The 19,289-nt window shown below is 40.9% G+C and carries 18 protein-coding genes and 1 pseudogene; 3 read left to right on the forward strand and 16 right to left on the reverse strand.

Annotated elements, in window-relative coordinates; translation table 11 throughout:
* Positions 1-2 precede the first annotated feature (2 nt).
* From era to AOC35_RS06670, 13 genes and pseudogenes are all read right to left on the reverse strand, one after another.
* A complete protein-coding gene (gene era, locus AOC35_RS06610; protein ID WP_108646340.1) occupies positions 3-908 on the reverse strand; it encodes a GTPase Era in 906 nt (301 codons plus the stop codon).
* A 1-nt stretch (position 909) separates the two neighbouring features.
* Positions 910-1,686, reverse strand: coding sequence for a ribonuclease III (gene rnc / locus AOC35_RS06615; protein ID WP_211307556.1), 777 nt, complete (start codon positions 1,684-1,686; stop codon positions 910-912).
* 19 nt (positions 1,687-1,705) lie between these two features.
* Positions 1,706-2,584, reverse strand: coding sequence for a signal peptidase I (gene lepB / locus AOC35_RS06620; RefSeq protein ID WP_108646342.1), 879 nt, complete (start codon positions 2,582-2,584; stop codon positions 1,706-1,708).
* Positions 2,581-4,389, reverse strand: a complete 1,809-nt coding sequence (gene lepA, locus AOC35_RS06625; RefSeq protein ID WP_108646343.1) for a translation elongation factor 4 — start codon at positions 4,387-4,389, stop codon at positions 2,581-2,583. Before lepA ends, lepB begins: the two co-directional genes overlap by 4 nt.
* A gap of 96 nt (positions 4,390-4,485) precedes the next feature.
* A pseudogene (locus AOC35_RS06630) lies at positions 4,486-5,655 on the reverse strand (Do family serine endopeptidase); the annotation flags it as partial.
* 45 nt (positions 5,656-5,700) lie between these two features.
* Positions 5,701-6,945, reverse strand: a complete 1,245-nt coding sequence (fabF, locus tag AOC35_RS06635; RefSeq protein ID WP_108646344.1) for a beta-ketoacyl-ACP synthase II — start codon at positions 6,943-6,945, stop codon at positions 5,701-5,703.
* 3 nt (positions 6,946-6,948) lie between these two features.
* Positions 6,949-7,188, reverse strand: coding sequence for an acyl carrier protein (acpP, locus tag AOC35_RS06640; RefSeq protein ID WP_108646345.1), 240 nt, complete (start codon positions 7,186-7,188; stop codon positions 6,949-6,951).
* Between the two features lie 56 nt (positions 7,189-7,244).
* Positions 7,245-8,003 (reverse strand): 3-oxoacyl-ACP reductase FabG, encoded by a 759-nt coding sequence (fabG, locus tag AOC35_RS06645; RefSeq protein WP_108648748.1) that lies wholly within the window; start codon positions 8,001-8,003, stop codon positions 7,245-7,247.
* Positions 8,004-8,026: 23 nt separating this feature from the next.
* Positions 8,027-8,971, reverse strand: a complete 945-nt coding sequence (gene fabD / locus AOC35_RS06650) for an ACP S-malonyltransferase (protein WP_108646346.1) — start codon at positions 8,969-8,971, stop codon at positions 8,027-8,029.
* 79 nt (positions 8,972-9,050) lie between these two features.
* Entirely contained in the window at positions 9,051-10,037 is a 987-nt protein-coding gene (locus tag AOC35_RS06655) for a beta-ketoacyl-ACP synthase III (RefSeq protein WP_108646347.1), read from the reverse strand.
* A gap of 18 nt (positions 10,038-10,055) precedes the next feature.
* Positions 10,056-11,123: a phosphate acyltransferase PlsX gene (gene plsX, locus AOC35_RS06660; RefSeq protein ID WP_108646348.1), complete on the reverse strand. Its 1,068-nt coding sequence runs from the start codon at positions 11,121-11,123 to the stop codon at positions 10,056-10,058.
* A 116-nt stretch (positions 11,124-11,239) separates the two neighbouring features.
* Positions 11,240-11,419, reverse strand: coding sequence for a 50S ribosomal protein L32 (rpmF, locus tag AOC35_RS06665; RefSeq protein WP_108646349.1), 180 nt, complete (start codon positions 11,417-11,419; stop codon positions 11,240-11,242).
* A gap of 67 nt (positions 11,420-11,486) precedes the next feature.
* Positions 11,487-12,092, reverse strand: a complete 606-nt coding sequence (locus AOC35_RS06670) for a YceD family protein (RefSeq protein ID WP_108646350.1) — start codon at positions 12,090-12,092, stop codon at positions 11,487-11,489.
* An 18-nt stretch (positions 12,093-12,110) separates the two neighbouring features.
* Between AOC35_RS06670 and AOC35_RS06675 the strand changes: the two genes are divergently transcribed.
* Both AOC35_RS06675 and AOC35_RS06680 read left to right on the forward strand, forming a co-directional pair.
* Positions 12,111-12,716, forward strand: coding sequence for a Maf family nucleotide pyrophosphatase (locus tag AOC35_RS06675; RefSeq protein ID WP_108648749.1), 606 nt, complete (start codon positions 12,111-12,113; stop codon positions 12,714-12,716).
* Entirely contained in the window at positions 12,713-13,465 is a 753-nt protein-coding gene (locus tag AOC35_RS06680; protein WP_108646351.1) for an SAM-dependent methyltransferase, read from the forward strand. Before AOC35_RS06675 ends, AOC35_RS06680 begins: the two co-directional genes overlap by 4 nt.
* Positions 13,466-13,496: 31 nt before the next feature.
* Here AOC35_RS06680 and AOC35_RS06685 read toward each other — a convergent pair whose 3' ends face one another.
* The 3 genes from AOC35_RS06685 to AOC35_RS06695 form a co-directional block, all read right to left on the reverse strand.
* Positions 13,497-14,435 carry a S49 family peptidase gene (locus AOC35_RS06685; RefSeq protein WP_108646352.1) on the reverse strand — a complete coding sequence of 313 codons (939 nt, stop codon included), beginning with the start codon at positions 14,433-14,435 and terminating at the stop codon, positions 13,497-13,499.
* Positions 14,436-14,508: 73 nt separating this feature from the next.
* The gene (locus AOC35_RS06690; RefSeq protein WP_108648750.1) at positions 14,509-15,168 is read right to left on the reverse strand and encodes an HAD family hydrolase; all 660 of its coding nucleotides are present in this window, start codon (positions 15,166-15,168) and stop codon (positions 14,509-14,511) included.
* 33 nt (positions 15,169-15,201) lie between these two features.
* Positions 15,202-16,149 carry an RluA family pseudouridine synthase gene (locus AOC35_RS06695; protein WP_108646353.1) on the reverse strand — a complete coding sequence of 316 codons (948 nt, stop codon included), beginning with the start codon at positions 16,147-16,149 and terminating at the stop codon, positions 15,202-15,204.
* Between the two features lie 476 nt (positions 16,150-16,625).
* Between AOC35_RS06695 and AOC35_RS06700 the strand changes: the two genes are divergently transcribed.
* The gene (locus AOC35_RS06700) at positions 16,626-19,268 is read left to right on the forward strand and encodes an Rne/Rng family ribonuclease (RefSeq protein WP_108646354.1); all 2,643 of its coding nucleotides are present in this window, start codon (positions 16,626-16,628) and stop codon (positions 19,266-19,268) included.
* Positions 19,269-19,289 lie beyond the last annotated feature (21 nt).

Consider the following 19,289-nt stretch of genomic DNA (forward strand, 5'->3'; position numbering starts at 1 on the left):
ACTTATTCCAATCCTTGCTCTCTTAAAGCCACACGGTCATCTGCCCAACCTCTTTTAACCTTGACCCAAGTCTCTAGAAAAACTTTAGCGTCAAATAGTTTTTCCATATCCACCCTCGCCTCGGTCGAAATTCTTTTCAGGCGTTCACCCTTCTCACCAATAATCATTGGCTTATGGCTATCACGGTCCACAAGGATCGTCGCTGCAATACGGCGCATCTTACCCTCTAGTTCAAATTTATCAATTACTACAGAACTAGCATAGGGTAACTCTGCGCCAGTATGACGAAAAACTTTTTCCCGCAATATTTCAGCAGCCAAAAATCGCTCACTTCGATCCGTCAAGGTATCTGGATCATAAATTGCCTCACGCTCTGGTAAGTACGATTCAATGGTCGACATTAGCCGAACAATATCCCCAGGATGTTTTGCTGTCATTGGCACAATTTCAGCAAACTCAAACTTACCTGCCATCTCTTTTAAAAATTCCAACAAATAGTAATCACGGTCAGAGGGAGTCTCTGCACGGCTGGCAAACACATCCAGCTTATTTGCGATTAGGATGACTGGAATATCCCCAGACAGCATGTCTAAAACTTGTGCATCATCTTTTGAAAAGTTACCGGCCTCCACAACAAGGCAGATGACGTCGACATCACCGAGAGTATTTGTGACGGTTCGATTGAGTGATTTATTTAAAGCACTCACAAAATGCGTTTGAAAACCTGGTGTATCCAAAAAGATAAATTGTGCACTTTCAGTGGTATTAATTCCGGCAATCCGATGACGAGTCGTTTGCGCTTTTCTTGAGGTAATACTGATCTTTTGGCCAACCAGCGCATTTAATAAAGTTGACTTACCCACGTTAGGTCGACCAACAAGAGCAATGGATCCACATTTAAATGTCATTTCAGCCTTTTAGGGTTAAGTTCAGTTGTTCATCACCTTGACTTGGTTCAAGAAGGCTCTTTTTCTTTTTAGTCGTCATTTTTTTTGACGGCTTTAAAATTTGTGGCAATGCTTTTTGCGTTTTTATGAGGGCTAACTTGGCTGCAGATTGTTCAGCAGCTCGTCGACTGGTGCCTGTTCCAGACACCCTAATATCAAGAGGTTCAACACAACATTCCACTTCAAAGTTTTGATTATGCGCAACTCCAGTTGTAGCAATTACTTGATAAACAGGCAATGGTAATTGATGTCCTTGTAAATATTCTTGCAGCAAGGTTTTATCGTCTTTACCTAAGGTTTTAGGATCGACGTTATCTAAAATGAGGCTGTAGAGCTTTCTAAGAATTTCTCTTACTTTTTCAAATCCAGCTTCCACAAATATGGCAGCAATAATTGCTTCCAAAGTATCTGCCAAAATCGATGGTCTTTTAAATCCCCCACTTTTTAACTCCCCCTCACCTAATCGAAGGTAATCAGATAGAGCTAAACTCTGAGAAATTTCGTATAGAGCCTGTTGCTTCACTAAGTTAGCACGAACTCTGGAGAGATCACCTTCGTCAAGGTGATTAAATTTATCAAAGAGGATTTCTGCCACAATACAATTTAAGACCGAGTCGCCCAAAAATTCTAAGCGTTCATTATTTTTTTTACCATGACTACGATGGGTTAATGCTTGAACCAACAATTCATGCTTTTGAAATTGATAACCTAAGCGATCTTCCAGTTGCTTCGTATCAATTGTGGCTCTAGCATTCATGTCAGTTAAAGCTTCCTATCCGACTAAAAGCGCTAATATTCAACCAAATGAACACTGCTTTTCCAACCAAGTTTTTCTCAGGCACAAAACCCCAGTAACGCGAATCTAAACTATTATCACGGTTATCGCCCATCATAAAGTAAGAACCGGCTGGTACTTTACAAGTAAAACCGGAGGCATTGTACTCACAGTTTTCCATTTGTGGAAAAGCGTTTTCCCGAATGAAAGTACTCGCAAAACCGCTTGGGCGCTGTGGATCATTTTCGATAAAGTGAGAAACTCCACCTAACTCCGCTGGATAGGTTTCTTTAAAATGCCTGGTTTTTAAAAAGTCGGGAACTGCACCAAATAAAACCTGATTATCTTCATCACCGACCTGAGGAATTTTACTAATTTGTTCGTAATTAAAGACTTTACCATTCACAGTTAAACGTTTATCTGTGTACTGTATAACATCACCTGGCACCCCAACCACACGCTTGATATAGTCGACTGTTTCATCTACTGGATATCGAAAGACAACGACATCACCACGCTGAGGCTCACCGACTTCAATGATTTTTTTATTAATTACTGGAAAGCGAATTCCGTAGGTAAATTTATTCACCAAAATAAAATCCCCAATTTGCAAAGTCGGAATCATCGATCCTGAAGGAATTTTAAAAGGCTCAAACAAGAATGAACGCAAAACAAAAATAAAGGCAATGACAGGAAATAAATCGGCAGTGAACTCTAACCAAATTGGCCGCTTTTGTATACCTAGGGCTTTTCTCTGCTTGCTTAATACCAGTTTATCGAGTGTCCATAAAATACCAAAGACCACAAATAAAGCCAAAAGAATCTTTGCGAATTGCTGACCAATCAAAGCCCATATACTCATTTATCTTGCACCTGTAAAATTGCTAAAAAGGCCTCTTGTGGAATCTCCACATTGCCCACTTGTTTCATTCGTTTTTTACCTGCTTTTTGTTTCTCTAAGAGTTTTCTCTTACGAGAAATATCACCGCCATAACACTTCGCTAAAACGTTCTTACGTAATGCCTTGACGTTTTCACGAGCAATAATCCCGCTACCAATCGCAGCTTGTATCGCTACATCAAACATTTGACGCGGAATAATTTCTCGCATTTTTGCCACCACTTCACGCCCACGATACTGGCTATTACTGCGGTGCACAATAATCGATAAGGCATCGACTTTATCGCCATTAATTAAAATATCAACCTTGACCACATCCGATGCACGGTACTCTTTAAACTCGTAATCCATCGAAGCATAGCCTCTTGAAATCGATTTCAGACGATCAAAAAAGTCCATGACAATTTCAGCCATTGGCAAATCATAGGTCAACTGTACTTGACGCCCTAAGTACTGCATATTCGTTTGAATACCACGCTTACCAGTACACAAGGTAATGACGGCGCCAACGTATTCTTGAGGCATATAGAGGTTGACCACTACCATCGGTTCAAAAATTGTTTCTATCTTACTAGGCTCTGGCATCTTTGAAGGATTATCGACAATCACCTTTGAATGATCACTCAATTCGACCTCATAGACTACGGTAGGAGCCGTGGTGATTAAGTCCATATCGAACTCACGCTCTAGGCGCTCTTGCACAATTTCCATATGCAGTAAGCCTAAAAAGCCACACCTAAAGCCAAAACCTAAAGCTTGAGATACTTCTGGTTCATATTGAAGCGCAGCGTCATTGAGTTTTAACTTCTCTAAAGACTCTCTTAGAGCCTCGTATTGATTAGCCTCTACTGGATACAAACCAGCAAAAACTTGCGATTTAACATCTTTAAAGCCGGGTAATGGCTCCATTGCTGGAACTCTGCCAGGTTGACCAGGTGCGTGAGTGATGGTATCACCCACTTTCGCCACTTTTAATTCTTTGATACCTGCGATGATAAAACCTACTTGACCTGCGGCTAGTTCAGTTTTATCAATTGATTTGGGAGTAAATACCCCAACATGATCAACTAAATGGATCGACTTGTTAGACATGAGAGAGATGCGCTCTTTGGGCTTGATAGTGCCATTCTTAATTCTCACGAGCATCACTACGCCAACGTAGTTATCAAACCATGAGTCTACAATTAAAGCTTGAAGTGGTGCGGCAGGATCTCCCTCAGGTGCTGGAACTTCAACAATCAGGCGTTCAATTACATCTTCAATGCCAAGACCGGTTTTAGCTGAACAAGTTACTGCATCTGTAGCATCGATACCAATGATATCTTCAATCTCCTGCTTGGCTTTTTCAGGATCCGCCGAAGGTAAGTCTATTTTATTCAAAACAGGAACTACCTCAACACCAAGTTCGATCGCGGTATAGCAGTTTGCAACCGTTTGAGCTTCAACCCCTTGACTAGCATCAACGACTAAAAGGGCTCCTTCACAGGCTGACAGTGAGCGACTGACTTCATACGAAAAGTCCACATGACCTGGCGTATCAATCAGATTTAAATTATAGACTTGACCGTCCCGAGCTCGATAGCTCAATGCAGCGGTCTGTGCCTTAATCGTAATACCTCGTTCTTTTTCGATATCCATTGAATCAAGAACTTGGGCTTCCATTTCCCGCTCAGAAAGACCTCCACAGAGCTGGATAATTCGATCGGCTAAAGTAGACTTCCCATGATCAATATGGGCAATGATAGAAAAATTTCTTATATGTTTCATGGATTCCTTAGAACGTCTTGCTGTAGCGCAACAACATGTCGCGCTGCAATAAGACGTCTACGTTATTGTAATGCTTTAAGGACGGCGAGGCACATCTACCTCAACGACCATCACATTGATTTCTCGAATATTGCCTTTACGCCAAACTTGAATTTTTACCCGATTTCCTGGTTTGATGTCACTAATAGTCCTGGTTAGGTCAATTGTTTTTTCGATTTCACGATCGTTAATCTTCACAATTACGTCACCAACTTCAATTCCTGACATGGCAGCAGGGGCACCAGCCTCGATTCCTCGAACTAAAAGGCCCTTTGATTTAAGGTTAAAGCCCATCGATTCTGCTAATTCTTTTGTCAGTTCTGTAATAGTAATACCAATCCTACCCCTAACAATTCGACCATTAGACTTTAACTGTTCCGAAATACGAATCGCTTCATCAATTGGAATCGCAAATGAGATTCCCATGTAACCACCTGATTTGCTATAAATTTGGGAGTTAATACCGATTACCTCTCCCTTGGTATTAATCAGTGGACCGCCGGAGTTTCCGGGGTTAATCGCAACATCCGTCTGAATGAATGGGGTGATACTATCGTTTGTCTCACGCCCTTTGGCAGAAATAATACCGGCAGTAACAGTATTGTCTAAACCAAAAGGAGATCCAATTGCTAAAACCCACTCACCTACCCTTACCTTGGAAGAGTCGCCAATGGGTAATTTCGGTAAATCTTTTGCTTCAATTTTAACAAGCGCTACATCTGTTCTTGGGTCAGACCCAATTAATTTTGCCTTAAACTCTCTTTTGTCGGTCAAGGTTACATAGATATTTGTTGCACCTTCTATCACATGAGCATTTGTTAGGATATATCCACTAGAATCCAAGATAAAGCCTGAACCCGTACCGCGATTTTGTTCTTGCGCCTGCGGTGCTTGTTGTTGCTGTGGACGTTGTTGAGGTGTTGGTTGAGGTTGTACAGGGAGTGGAATACCAAAAAAACGGCGGAAAAACTCTGCTTGATCCTGTGGCGTAATATTAGATGGCATCTGATAAACCATCACCTTTTCGGTTGTACGAATATTGACAACAGCAGGACTCGCTTTTTCTACTAAATCGGCGAAGTCAAGGAATCTTTTTGGATTTGAACTTAAATTATTAAGGTTATTTGTAGAGTCACTTTGAGCTTTGACAACGCCAAGCAAACTTGACGCCATCACTAAGGCAAAGAAAAAATGAGATAACTTGTTGAATTTACTAACTTTATTCATAGAACGTTGGTTTTATCAAGAAATAGTTGTTTACATTCAACTATTTTAAATTCTTTTGAAAACTAGCGTACCGTTAGTACCACCAAATCCAAAGTTATTTTTAACCGCAACATCTAATTTGATATCTCGAGCTGTATTTGCACAGTAGTCTAAATCGCATTCTGGATCTTGGTTAAAAATATTAATCGTTGGGGGAGATTTTTGATGATACAAGGCCAAGATCGTAAATACGGATTCAAGACCACCAGCCCCACCAAGCAAATGACCCGTCATCGATTTTGTAGAATTGACGATGAGCTTTTTGGCATGATCACCTAATGCTGCTTTAATTGCTTGAGTTTCATTTTTATCACCCAATGGTGTCGATGTACCGTGAGCATTGATATAGCCAATTTCTTCCGAATTGACGCCAGCATCCTTGATTGCATTAAGCATACATCTTCTTGGACCATCCATATTCGGCGCTGTCATATGGTAAGCATCACCACTCATACCAAATCCAGCTACTTCAGCATAAATCCTAGCTCCACGTGCTTTGGCATGTTCGTACTCTTCAAGTACGACAACCCCACCGCCTTCACCTAAAACAAAGCCATCACGATCGACATCCCATGGCCTTGAAGCGGTTGCTGGATCGTCATTACGTAATGATAGAGCTCTAGCTGCAGCAAAACCACCAATACCGAGCGGCGAAACAGTTGACTCAGCTCCGCCAGCAATCATTACATCGGCATCTCCATATTGAATTAATCTAGCGGCTAACCCAATACTATGAAGACCTGTGGTACAGGCAGTCACAGCAGAGAGGTTGGGACCTTTAAGATTCAAGTTAATACTGAGATGACCTGAAATCATATTAATGATGGAACCAGGCACGAAAAAGGGAGAAATACGTCTTGCACCACGAGTAATTAACTCTTGATGCGTTTGTTCAATCATTGGCAAACCACCAATACCTGAACCAACTAAAACACCAATTCGTTCAGAATTGGCTTCAGTCACTTCAATCCCACTATCCTTAAATGCCTGCGTCCCAGCTGCGATACCGAAATGAATAAAGGTATCCATATGTCTGGCTTCTTTTGCTGAAAGATAGTCTTCAATATTGAAGTTTTTTACTTCGCCTGCAAAATGGACTGACAAGCCACTGGAATCAAACTTTGAAATCGTGGCAATACCAGATTTACCTTGCAGTAAATTGTTCCAGGCAGAATCTACATCATTTCCAACGGGACTAATAAGACCTAAACCGGTGACAACGACACGTCGTCGGTTGTTTGGATAAGACACGGATTAGCCTTGAGCTTTCGAAGATGCAAAATCAATTGCTAACTGAACTGTAGTAATCTTCTCAGCTTCTTCGTCAGGAATCTCAATTCCAAACTCATCTTCTAAAGCCATCACTAATTCAACGGTATCAAGTGAATCCGCACCTAAGTCATTAACGAATGATGATTCGTTTTTAACTTCAGCTTCTGTTACGCCAAGTTGCTCAGCTACGATTTTCTTTACTCGTTGTTCAATGTTATCCATGCTTTCCCTCCGGGGATGTTGTTAAATTAAAATTATTTTATCATTTTCAAAAGTCATTAGGCTAAATATAAACCACCGTTGACGTGTAAAGTCGTACCAGTGATATATCCAGCATTTTCAGAGGCCAAAAAAGAGACTGCGTGAGCAATGTCTTCAGGGCTTCCAAGTCTTCCTAATGGGATGTTTACCTTTAATGCATTTTGCTGATCTTCAGACAAACTTCTAGTCATATCTGTGTCGATAAAGCCAGGTGCGACACAATTCACCGTAATACCTCGACTACCAATCTCTCTTGCCAGTGCACGACTCATTCCAGCAACGCCAGCTTTGGCCGCGGCATAATTTGCTTGACCAGGGTTACCACTGTGACCAACTATTGAAGTGATGTGGATAATTCTCCCAGCCTTGGCTTTCATCATTGGTCTTAAAACCGCTTTTGACAGTCGAAATACTGCATTTAGATTTGTATCAATGACAGAGTTCCACTCATCATCCTTCATTCTCATTGCTAACTGATCTTGCGTAATCCCTGCGTTATTAACAAGGATATTAATACCGCCAAATTGTTTGACCACTTTATCAATAAAATTTTCGCAAGCTTGAGGTTCAGTTACATTGAGCACCTCACCGAGACCACTTACTGCGATAGTCTCACTATTTTTTAAATAGTCAGAAATATTTTGTGCACCAGTTGCAGTTGTCGCGGTGCCAATGACTAGGGCACCCTGACTGGCTAAGTTTTGTGCAATAGATTTACCGATTCCTCTAGAGGCACCAGTTACTACTGCAATTTGACCTTCGAATAGATTATTCATCATTTAGCTTTGAATTTTAACAATTAATTTTTTAACTCGGATAAAACAGTTTGAATTGTTTGTGGATCTGAAATACCGTGTATCTTTATTTGTGGAGCAATGCGCTTAACAAGACCGGCTAAAACTCTACCGGGGCCACACTCAACTAGGTGATTCACACCTAAATCAGCCATTTTTTCGATCGTTTCAACCCATCTCACCGGGGAGTAAGACTGGCGAATTAAGGCATCTTTCATTTTCAATGGGTCATTTTCGATCATTACGTCCACATTATTAATTACCTGAACAGCCGGTTGATGAAATTGAATAGCGGTGAGATGTTTTTCTAATTTCGCAGCAGCCGGTAATAGCAAACTAGAATGAAATGGTGCAGAAACGGGCAACTTTGTCGCTAGTTTTGCGCCAGCAGATTTGGCTATTTCGATGATTCGATTAATGGCTTGAATATGTCCAGCAACAACGACTTGATTCGGGGCATTAAAGTTTACTGGTTCCACGACAAAGCCTGTTTCTTGAGAAACTTCTAGGCATAAATTCACGATGATTTCGTCACTCAAGCCGATAATTGCTGCCATACCACCAGACCCAACGGGAACAGCCTCTTGCATTGCTTGCGCCCTGTATCTGACAAGTGGAACTGCTTGCGTGAAGTCTAAACTATTAGCACACACTAAAGAGGTGTACTCACCTAAACTGTGACCTGCCATAAAATCGGGTATTTGACCACCAGCCTCAATCCATGCGCGGTAAATAGCAACTCCAGCAATTAACATGACTGGCTGAGTATTTTCTGTCAAAGCTAAAGCTTCAGCAGGCCCATCCTGGATTAATTGGCCTAAGTCTTGACCTAATACTTGGCTCGCCTGACTAATAATCTGCTGCACCAAAGCGTTGTCAGCAAAACCATTTAACATCCCAACTGATTGGGAACCTTGTCCTGGGAAAACGAATGCTAATTTTTGAGTCATTTATTAAAAACCATTTTTTGTAGGAGTAAAACCCTAAGTTTAATTTTCCGATTGCATCACTGTTTTTATAAAAGGCCGCTTAGTATCGGATACAAGCTGCACCCCAAGTAAATCCACCACCAACACCCTCTAATAGTAAATTCTGACCTCGCGTAATTTTACCATCACGAATACCAGTATCTAGCGCTAATGGAATGGAGGCGGCTGAGGTATTGCCATGTTCATTTACGGTCACAATCACCTGCTCAAGTGGAATACCCAATTTCTTAGCAGTTCCCTCCATAATACGAATATTCGCTTGATGGGGAATTAACCAATCAATCTGATTGGTACTTAAATGTGCCTTTTCCAACACCTCAGTGGCAACTTTTTCCAACATTTTTACTGCCAACTTAAAGACTGCTTGTCCATCCATCGTTAAATAAGCAGAACCTTGTATTCCACCGTGACCAATGTATCCAGGAACGCATAATATTTGCTGATGGGAACCGTCAGAATGGATTGCTGAACTCATAATCCCTTGCTCAGAGGAAGCTTCATAAATCACAGCACCAGCACCATCTCCAAACAAAACACAGGTAGTTCGATCTTTCATATCAAGAATTCTAGAAAAGACTTCTGTACCAATGACCATCACACGTTGATGATCACCGCTTTTAATCAGAGCGTTGGCTAAATGAGTACCGTAAATAAAACCTGAACAGACAGCCTGAACATCGAACGCGCCGCAACCTGAAGTAATACCTAATTTATGTTGAACTGAACTAGCCGTACTAGGAAAACCACCCAAATTATCTGGCGTTGATGTCGCTAAAATAATTAAATCAATTTGACTTGCTTCAAGACTCGCTGCACTCAAAGCGTTTTTTGCTGCGAGGACAGCTAAATCACTGGCCATTTGGTTCTTTTGTGCAAAATGTCTCGCCTTAATCCCGCTTCGCGAAAAAATCCATTCATCACTCGTTAATATCCCATCCTTCAGGAGCATTAGAGCTAACTCTTCATTATCAATTCTTTGCTCGGGCAAATAACTTCCGGTTCCAGCGATTTTTGCAAAAGTAGCCATAAATAAATTATCTAAGGATTAGCTAATAGCGTTAGTGGAGGAGATGGGTGGTGTGCTAGAAGCTTCATCCACCTTCTGTTTTTCAATTTGATCAAATGCCTTAGCAATTTTTTCAACCATATGATTATTGGCTGCCTCATAGGCTCTTGTCAAAGCCATGTAAAAAGCATAACGATCTGCTGAACCATGACTCTTGATGACAAGTCCCCTCAAGCCAAGTAACATTGCGCCATTATATCGCCGATGATCTACCCTTTTTCTAAAGCGCAGTAAGATTGGAAGTGCTAAGAAAGATAAAAACTTGGTCAATAAAGATCGTCCAAATTCTTCTTTAATCATCTGTGAAATCATACTAGCTAAACCTTCACTAGTTTTAAGTGCGACATTGCCAACAAAACCATCACAAACTACCACATCAGTGGTACCTTTGAAAATATCGTTTCCTTCAACATTACCGTGGAAATTTAAAGTGCTATTACGCAGTAGAATCCCTGCTTGTTTTACAACTTCATTTCCCTTGATAACCTCTTCGCCAATATTAAGTAGTCCAATTAAAGGTCTTTCTTTACCATCAATTACACGTACCATCACATCTGCCATTTGGGCGAACTGCAATAAATGAAAGGCTTCACAATCACTATTGGCACCTAAATCAAGCACAGTTGTTCCGGTACCCTTTTGATTGGGCATACGCGTAGAGATTGCTGGACGATCAATACCTTCTAATGTTTTCAAAAGATAACGTGAAATAGCCATCAGTGCTCCGGTATTTCCAGCTGAGACAATGGCATCTGCCTGACCGTCCTTCACCAACTCGATAGCAATCCTCATTGAAGAGTTTTTCTTCTTACGAAGGGCAACTTCAACCGAGTCATCCATAGCCACTATTTCGGCAGCTTCTACTACGGTGACATGATCTCTTAAATCATTAGGGATTTTTTTAAGGGCATGATGAATGGCCTCTAATTGACCGACCAAAAGAATCCGACAATTAGGATGTTCTTTTAGTAGATCAATCGCAGCGGGTACAGTGGTAGATATACCATGGTCACCACCCATTGCATCAACGGCGATAGTAACTGTCATCGTATTAAAAAATGAACACCCAACGAAGATTGCTCCTGTTGTTTAGCTGTTATGAATCCTGTTAGAGAATTCATTAATTCATTATCACCGGAAATGAAATCGGAGATTGCGCGAAATTAATCGTTTTTAGTTTTGACAACTTTACGACCACGATAATAGCCATTTGGGCTAACGTGATGACGTAAGTGGGCTTCGCCAGTTGTTGGCTCTACAGCCAAAGAAGGGCTTTCTAAAAAGTCATGTGCACGGTGCATGCCACGCTTGGATGGGGATTTTTTATTCTGTTGAACGGCCATATTTAACTCCTAAACAATCCGATATTTTAGCATTACTTGATACATTTCGCGAGATTTTTTTCAATGATTAGTTCAATTTAAGCTTTTTGAGTTGTAAAAAAGGGTTCAACTTGCCTGTCTTTGGGTCTATTAAGTCGTCAACTTCATCTAATTGCGCTTCACTTGGCTCCGAGATATTTATAAGATACTTCTGACAATGTTGATCTGCATGCTTCGGTACTAAAGGAAGAGCAAGAAGTAATTCATCTTCAATTAATTCAAAAAGATTGAATTCGTATGCATTCAACAGGGCATCTTCATCATCATTTTCTAGCGGAAAATCATCTACCTCAGCTTGCGTATTCAAAAGAACAAACTGAGAATTGACTTCAATATTTTGTAAAGAATCATCAAGACAACGCTGGCAAGTTAGAGGTATTGTTGTCAGCGCTTTAATTTTTAAGCGATATTGTTCTTGTCCAGTAGGCAAAACATCAATCCAAGATAAACATTCCCACTCGACTTTGTAAGAATTCTGGCGTTGCGCTAGCGGCATTTCCAGAAGTAGTCGAGGAAAACTTTCAAGGGGAAACTCTCCCTGACCTTTAAAGGTTTGGCCACTTTTAAAATCGATATTGGATAATGCGCTCTGAGTAGAATGCAACTCTTGAGCGATAATTTGTTTTTGGTTCATAAAATTAAGTCCTTTTATATGAAAGAACAGACTCTGATATTGGCTTCATCTTCTAAGTATAGGAGAGAATTGTTAGAACGTTTGAACGTTTCCTTTTTAGTTTACTCTCCGAATGTCGATGAAACCCCCAAAATTGGTGAATCTCCGACCCAATTGGTTGAAAGATTATCCCATCTCAAGGCTCGCTGTATTAGCGAGCAGTACCCAGATGCTTGGGTTATCGGATCGGATCAAGTTGCCGACTTTCATGGCGCAGCAATTGGTAAACCGCTGACACATGATCGGGCTTTGGCACAACTCCAAATGATGCAAGGAGAAACGGTCATTTTTAGAACAGGGATGTGCCTCATGCAACTCAAGTCGAATACAACCCTGTATACCTGTGTTGACACTGAAGTATCTTTTCGAGATTTCGATGAAGCAACGCTTGAGAATTATCTTTTGACTGAAAAGCCTTATGATTGTGCTGGTAGTGCTAAAGCAGAAGGTTTAGGCATTGGATTACTGTCAGAAATGAAATCTACTGACCCAACTGCCATTATTGGTCTTCCCCTTATTCAGTTAACTGGCCTATTAATGTCAGTTGGCTTTCAATTATTTCCTCCCCCGGCGAGCTCTAAATGAACAAAGGTACCTTATTTTTAATTCCAAATACCTTAGGCGATGAAGCTCGAGAAGAACAGCTTCCCTATGTACTGCCTGACGAAGTAACAAAACAGGCGAGTCAGCTTGAATATTGGATTGTGGAAAATGCCAAAACGGCTAGATCTTTTTTAAAAGCGGTTAACTCTGTTTACCCTTTGATTAAGCCCATACAAGAAATGAAGATGGTCGAGTGGTCAGGCCCTAGCTCTAAAATTGATGTCAATCATCTATTACAACCTCTTCTATCAGGTCACCATCTTGGACTACTTTCGGAGGCTGGACTTCCAGCAGTAGCAGACCCTGGTACTGAAATCGTCGCCTTAGCTCATCGTTTAAAGATTCCAGTCAAACCACTTACTGGACCCAGCTCTCTAATGCTAGCTTTAATGGCAAGCGGCATGAATGGTCAAGGCTTTATGTTTCATGGCTATTTAGCGATCAAACCTTTTGACAGAACCCAAGAGTTAAAGGCACTCGAATCACAATCGAAAAAAAATCATGCCACACAACTTTGGATTGAAACCCCTTATCGAAATTTAGGGATGCTAGAAAGTTGCATCGAAACACTACATTCCAATACGCAATTATGTATCGCTACCCATTTGACATTGGCGGATGAGTCGATTGTGAGTCAAACAATTGGTGAATGGCGTAAAGCTTGGTCTAACCAATCACCACAAATTAAATATCTAGAAAAAAAGCCTGCAGTATTTCTAATGCAGGCTTGACTTCTGTTTTGATTGGATTTTTAAGACGAAGTTACTTTAGGTCAACTTTTTGTAATGCACTAGCAAAAGAATTGCCTAAAGTCGCCCCAAATCTTTTTGCTAAACGCTCAGCAACATTTTCTGTTTGCGTGTAATCAACCACATCAGTATATTTAATTACATCTCTGGCGACTGATTCAACCGTGCCAAAATCATCAGCTAGACCCAGCTCGACTGCCTTTGATCCATTCCAAACCATGCCACTAAACATATCAGGTGTCTCTTTCAAGCGCGTACCACGACCATCTTTGACAGCCTTAATAAACTGCTGATGGATTTCATCCAACATAGCTTGTATCGATTGGGTATTTTTCGGATTCTGTTTCATAAAGGGGTCTAACATGGCTTTATTTTCTCCAGCTGTTTGGACTCTGCGTTCCACTCCAACCTTGTCCATCAGACCAGTAAACCCAAATCCAGCCATAATAACCCCGATAGAACCAACCAAACTAGCTTTATCCACAAAAATCTTTTCACCAGCTGCAGCAATATAGTACCCACCTGAAGCACAAATATCTTCTATGACAACATATAGGTGTTTTTCGGGATTTGCTTTTCGTAAGCGCATCATCTCGTCATAAATCATGCCAGATTGGACGGGAGAACCACCAGGGCTATTAATTTTTAATATGACACCGCCAACTTCTGGAGTTTCAAAGGCATTTTGTAACGCCATCATAATATCGGAGGCATTAGCCGAAGTTCCACTAGAAATTTCACCATCTAATTTAATCAAAGCAGTATGGTGACTTAGTACAGAGGCACTTTTTTTAAAAGGGGCAAAGTAGGAATAAACCAGCGCAATCGTAATTGCCAACCCCAACAAACGCCAAAAAGTACGCCAACGACGATTACTCTGACGTTCTTTTAAATTTTCTTTCAATAAGTTTTCTAGGGCTGTTTTTTCCCAATTAGCGTCATTTGTAGTCATATCTATCCCTAGTTAATTCAACTATTTTAAGTAATCCAGTAAATTTTGCACGATTAGAGTGAATTTTCAATCGTTATTCCATTAAAAAACGGCGAAGATCGTCTACATTATCAAAACAAGCTAGGGGTTCATGCGCCATCAGTTCTTCAGTAGAATGAGCACCATAGGTCATTCCGATCGCTCTCACACCAGCACTTTTCGCCATTTTTAGATCATGGGTGGTATCACCAATCATGACAATTTTATGAGCAGGTATAGCCCATTTTTCCATTAATTCTAGAAGCATTTGGGGGTGTGGCTTTGAACGGGTTTCATCGGCGGTTCTAGAGTCATGGAATAAATCATTCAATTGATGATTATCTAGGGATCGATTTAATCCGACCCTCGGCTTTCCAGTTGCCACTGCCAATATGTGTCCATTTGCCTTTAAATCACTTAATAACTCTCGTATTCCTTCAAATAAGATGAGTTCGTGGTCTTTCCCAAGGTAATAATGCCTGAAACGCTCTAAAACGAGAGGATAATCTGCTTCAGCAACTGTTGGCATAGCAATACGAATCGATTCGATAATTCCAAGGCCAATAACATGACTTGCCATTTGGTCTGATGGTACGGGCATTCCTAAATCACGGCAGGACTGTTGCATACATTCCACAATAGTTGGGGTGGAATTCATGATGGTGCCATCCCAATCCCAAATCACCATTTCAAATTTTTTAGTATTTTGTGTCATCAATGACCCTTTCCAAGTAACTGGATAATGCAATTATTTTCCATGGTGAATTTCAAAGCCTTCTGGTGCAGGTGCGGAAATATTGAGTTTTTCTTTTGTAAGTGGGTGCGTAATGGCTAACTTATAGGCATGTAGCATAAGTCTCTTTGCCTTTACTGCTTTGTCCAACTCCAAAACACCATATTTATCATCACCTAAAATAGGGTATCCATGATGTTGTAAATGAACTCGAATTTGATGTGTTCTACCAGTTCGTAATTGGGCTTCTCCGACAAAACACTTGCCTCCGTGAGCCTGGCTGAGAAATTTTATCACTGTATGACTAGCTTGACCAAAATCTTCCACTCTAACGCGTCTTTCGCCATTTGCCAAAATATATTTATGAAGTGGATATTTCAAGGGAATATGGCCAAGTCCTTCAGAAAAAGATCCATGGGCCACAAAAATATAGCGTTTATCCATATTTCCGTTACGAATATCCTCGTGCAAGATCGTTAAAGCACTTCTTTTTTTGGCTAGCATCAAAATTCCGGAGGTATCTCGATCTAAACGATGCACTAGCTCTAAGAATTTCAATTCAGGTTTAGCCATTCGCAAGGCCTCGATTAAACCCAAAGAAATTCCAGAACCCCCATGAACTGCAATACCAGAGGGTTTATTAACAATTAATAAGGCGTCATCTTCATAAAGGATTGGCAGATTTTGTACCATTTTGTCAGCATTTTGAATACTAACCGCTGATACAACTGCTGGACTTTCTGGACTAGCTACCCGAATTGGTGGAATTCGGATGATGTCCCCCGCCACAATTCGACTAGTCACATCGGCTCTTTTTTTATTGATTCGGATTTCTCCGGAGCGAATAATGCGATAAATATGGCTTTTAGGTACCCCTTTACCCCATTTCATCAGAAAATTATCTAGTCTCTGCCCTTCCTCTTCCGGGGAAATGGTAATAAATTGGACAGAATTTTCGGACATGGTTGAACTTTTTAAACAGTTATTAATATGGTAATCGGAATTGATTTACTTTTCAGCGCAACTTTGACATATAATCAGAGGGTTATTGTCAAGACAATGTGTGCGATAGAGAACTAACAGGATCAATTAAATTTCTGATCATTGTGTTCTTGCTACATTAGACCAAAGAATAACATTATAGCTAGGGAAGGCAAATAATTCCCCAAGGTAACTCCCCCCTTGTTGAAATGAGGAGAAGAAATGAAAGCTAGCGTGTTGCCAGCAAAGAGTTGTTAACAGATTTTAATTGAACGCCATAAGTTACTCAAATTAAGCTAACTGGGCGAGCATCCTTTCGCTAATAGATTCAAGAATATTTATTAGCACATGCAAGGCAAGAGATAAATACATCACTACCTTGTTAAATTTCGCAATCTGCGATGATGTATCTGTTGAACATTCTTCTAGACACATGCCCTTTCTACTAAGGAATAGATATGAAAAGAATGTTATTTAATGCAACTCAACAGGAAGAGTTACGCGTAGCGATTGTAGATGGTCAAAAACTAGTAGATTTAGATATTGAATCAGCCGGCCGTGAACAACGTAAAGGAAATATATATAAAGGTGTAATTACTCGAATTGAACCTTCCCTCGAAGCTTGCTTTGTTAATTACGGAGAAGAGCGTCACGGCTTCTTGCCATTCAAAGAAGTTGCTCGTAGTTATTTTGCTGAAGGTGTCGACCTTAAAAAAGTAACTATCAAGGAAGCTTTAAAAGAAGGTCAAGAAATTATTGTCCAAGTAGAAAAAGAAGAACGTGGCAATAAAGGGGCAGCCCTCACTAGTTTTATCTCCCTAGCAGGTCGTTATTTGGTATTAATGCCGAACAATCCTAGAGGTGGTGGAGTTTCTCGTCGTATTGAAGGCGAAGATCGTCAAGAGTTACGCGAAGCAATGGCCCAACTCGAAATCCCGAATGGCATGAGCATTATTGCTAGAACTGCTGGTATTGGCCGTGATGCGCAAGAATTACAGTGGGATTTGAGTTATTTGATGCAGTTGTGGACTGCTATTGATTCTGCAGCACAATCTAATTCAGCTCCATTACTTATCTATTTAGAATCAAGTTTGGTGATTCGAGCAATTCGTGATTATTACCAACCCGATATCGGCGAAATTTTGATCGATACGGAAGATATTTTCGAGCAAGCTCAGTCATTTATGTCAGTGGTAATGCCTGACAACATGAACCGGGTCAAACGTTACCAAGAAGACGTTCCCCTCTTTTCTCGCTTTCAAATAGAACATCAAATTGAAACTGCCTATTCCAGAACTGTCAATTTACCATCTGGCGGGGCAATTGTGATTGACCATACTGAAGCGCTAGTTTCAGTTGATGTGAACTCAGCCCGTGCGACTCGTGGCTCTGATATTGAAGAAACAGCTACTAGAACCAATTTAGAAGCAGCGGACGAGATTGCAAGACAAATGCGATTACGTGATTTGGGTGGCTTAATTGTGATCGATTTCATTGATATGGAATCGCCAAAAAGTCAAAAGGACGTAGAGAATCGAATTAAAGATGCCCTCAAACATGACCGTGCTAGGGTTCAAACTGGAAAAATCTCCAAATTTGGTTTAATGGAAATTTCTCGTCAACGACTCCGACCTGCTTTATCGGAAGGAACCCATGTAACCTGTCCAAGATGTACAGGGACAGGCCATATTCGCGACACGGAATCCTCAGCTCTTCAAGTCCTGCGTATTATTCAAGAAGAAAGTATGAAAGAGAATACGGCGGCTATTCATTGTCAAGTCCCCGTTGATGTAGCAGCTTTCTTATTAAATGAAAAGCGTTCTGAAGTAATCAAGATTGAGTCTCGCTCGAAAGTCAATGTCTTGTTAATTCCGAACAAGTATTTAGAAACTCCCCATTACAAACTAGAGCGCTTAAAACACGACGATCCACGTTTAGACAACCTACAAGCAAGTTATGCGATTGCTGAAGAAGTATCAAAAGCAATGGAAGAAGATACGATTGTTAGTCGTCGCGCACAAGATATCAAACCAAGTCCTGTAGCTGCTGTAAAGGGAATCACGCCAAGTCAACCGGCTCCTGCATCAACTCCAAAAGTAAATGCGCAACAAGTTACGGCAGATACTCCGAGTATTGGCATCATTGGCTTTATCAAAAAATTATTTGGTGGTAGTAAGCCAGTAGCACCAACCCCAGTAGTAGTTGTAGAGGCTCCTAAACCTAAGTATCCCAATCCTAGAAGAGGAAAAGGCAAGGGACGTAACTCTGGTAATCGTGTCAATAAAACCACTGATGAAGATGCAGTCATAGATCCATCAACAACTGAAGCTACATCCGATAAAGCGGAAACAAATCGGGGTAATGGACGTCGTAATGCAAATCCACGTAATGAGGGCCGTAAAAACCAGCCACGCGAGTCAGGTGCTGATGAAACGAATACCGATACTAGTGATACTGGAACTGCTCAAACCACGGATTTATCTACGAATGAGACTGGTGAAGAAAAACGTAAGAGCCGTAACCGTCGCAATAGAAACCGCGGACGAGATAAAGCAGATCGCACAAATCAAGAAACAAGTCCTGAGTCGGTTCAAGCAAGAACCACTAGTGATACTCAAGCAGTAAGTGATTCTGCACCTGTGGTCCAAGAAATAAAGGCTAGAGAGTTCGAGTCTGGATTAACCAATCCATCATCAACGGCCTCAGTAATCTCTGAGAGTTCCATAGCTGAAGAAAATAAGGCTGTAATAAGTCAAGAGGCTACTCCCGTAATTCAGCAAGTGGCAACTATCCAGACTCCACCTAGCTCAACGGTGATTAATACTCCTAAACCTGAGCCAGTAGCATTAAAAGTGAAAGCCTTACCGCAAGTCGTCCCAACCATCTTAGATCGCTCTAGCTTAGATGAAGTGTTAAATCAAGTTGGTCTCATTTGGGTAGATACAAATCCTGTCAAACACGAAGAAGTTTTGGCGCAAATTGCTGCTGAACCAAAGCCCATTCATGTCCCAAGAGTGATCAAACCCTCAGCAGAACTCCCCTCAGGGCCAATGATTTTGGTTGAAACTGGCGGTCAAGAGCGCGCTATTGAATTAAAGTAATTGATTGCACTTAACTAGATA

Source organism: Polynucleobacter rarus (assembly GCF_003072505.1).
Lineage (GTDB): Bacteria > Pseudomonadota > Gammaproteobacteria > Burkholderiales > Burkholderiaceae > Polynucleobacter > Polynucleobacter rarus.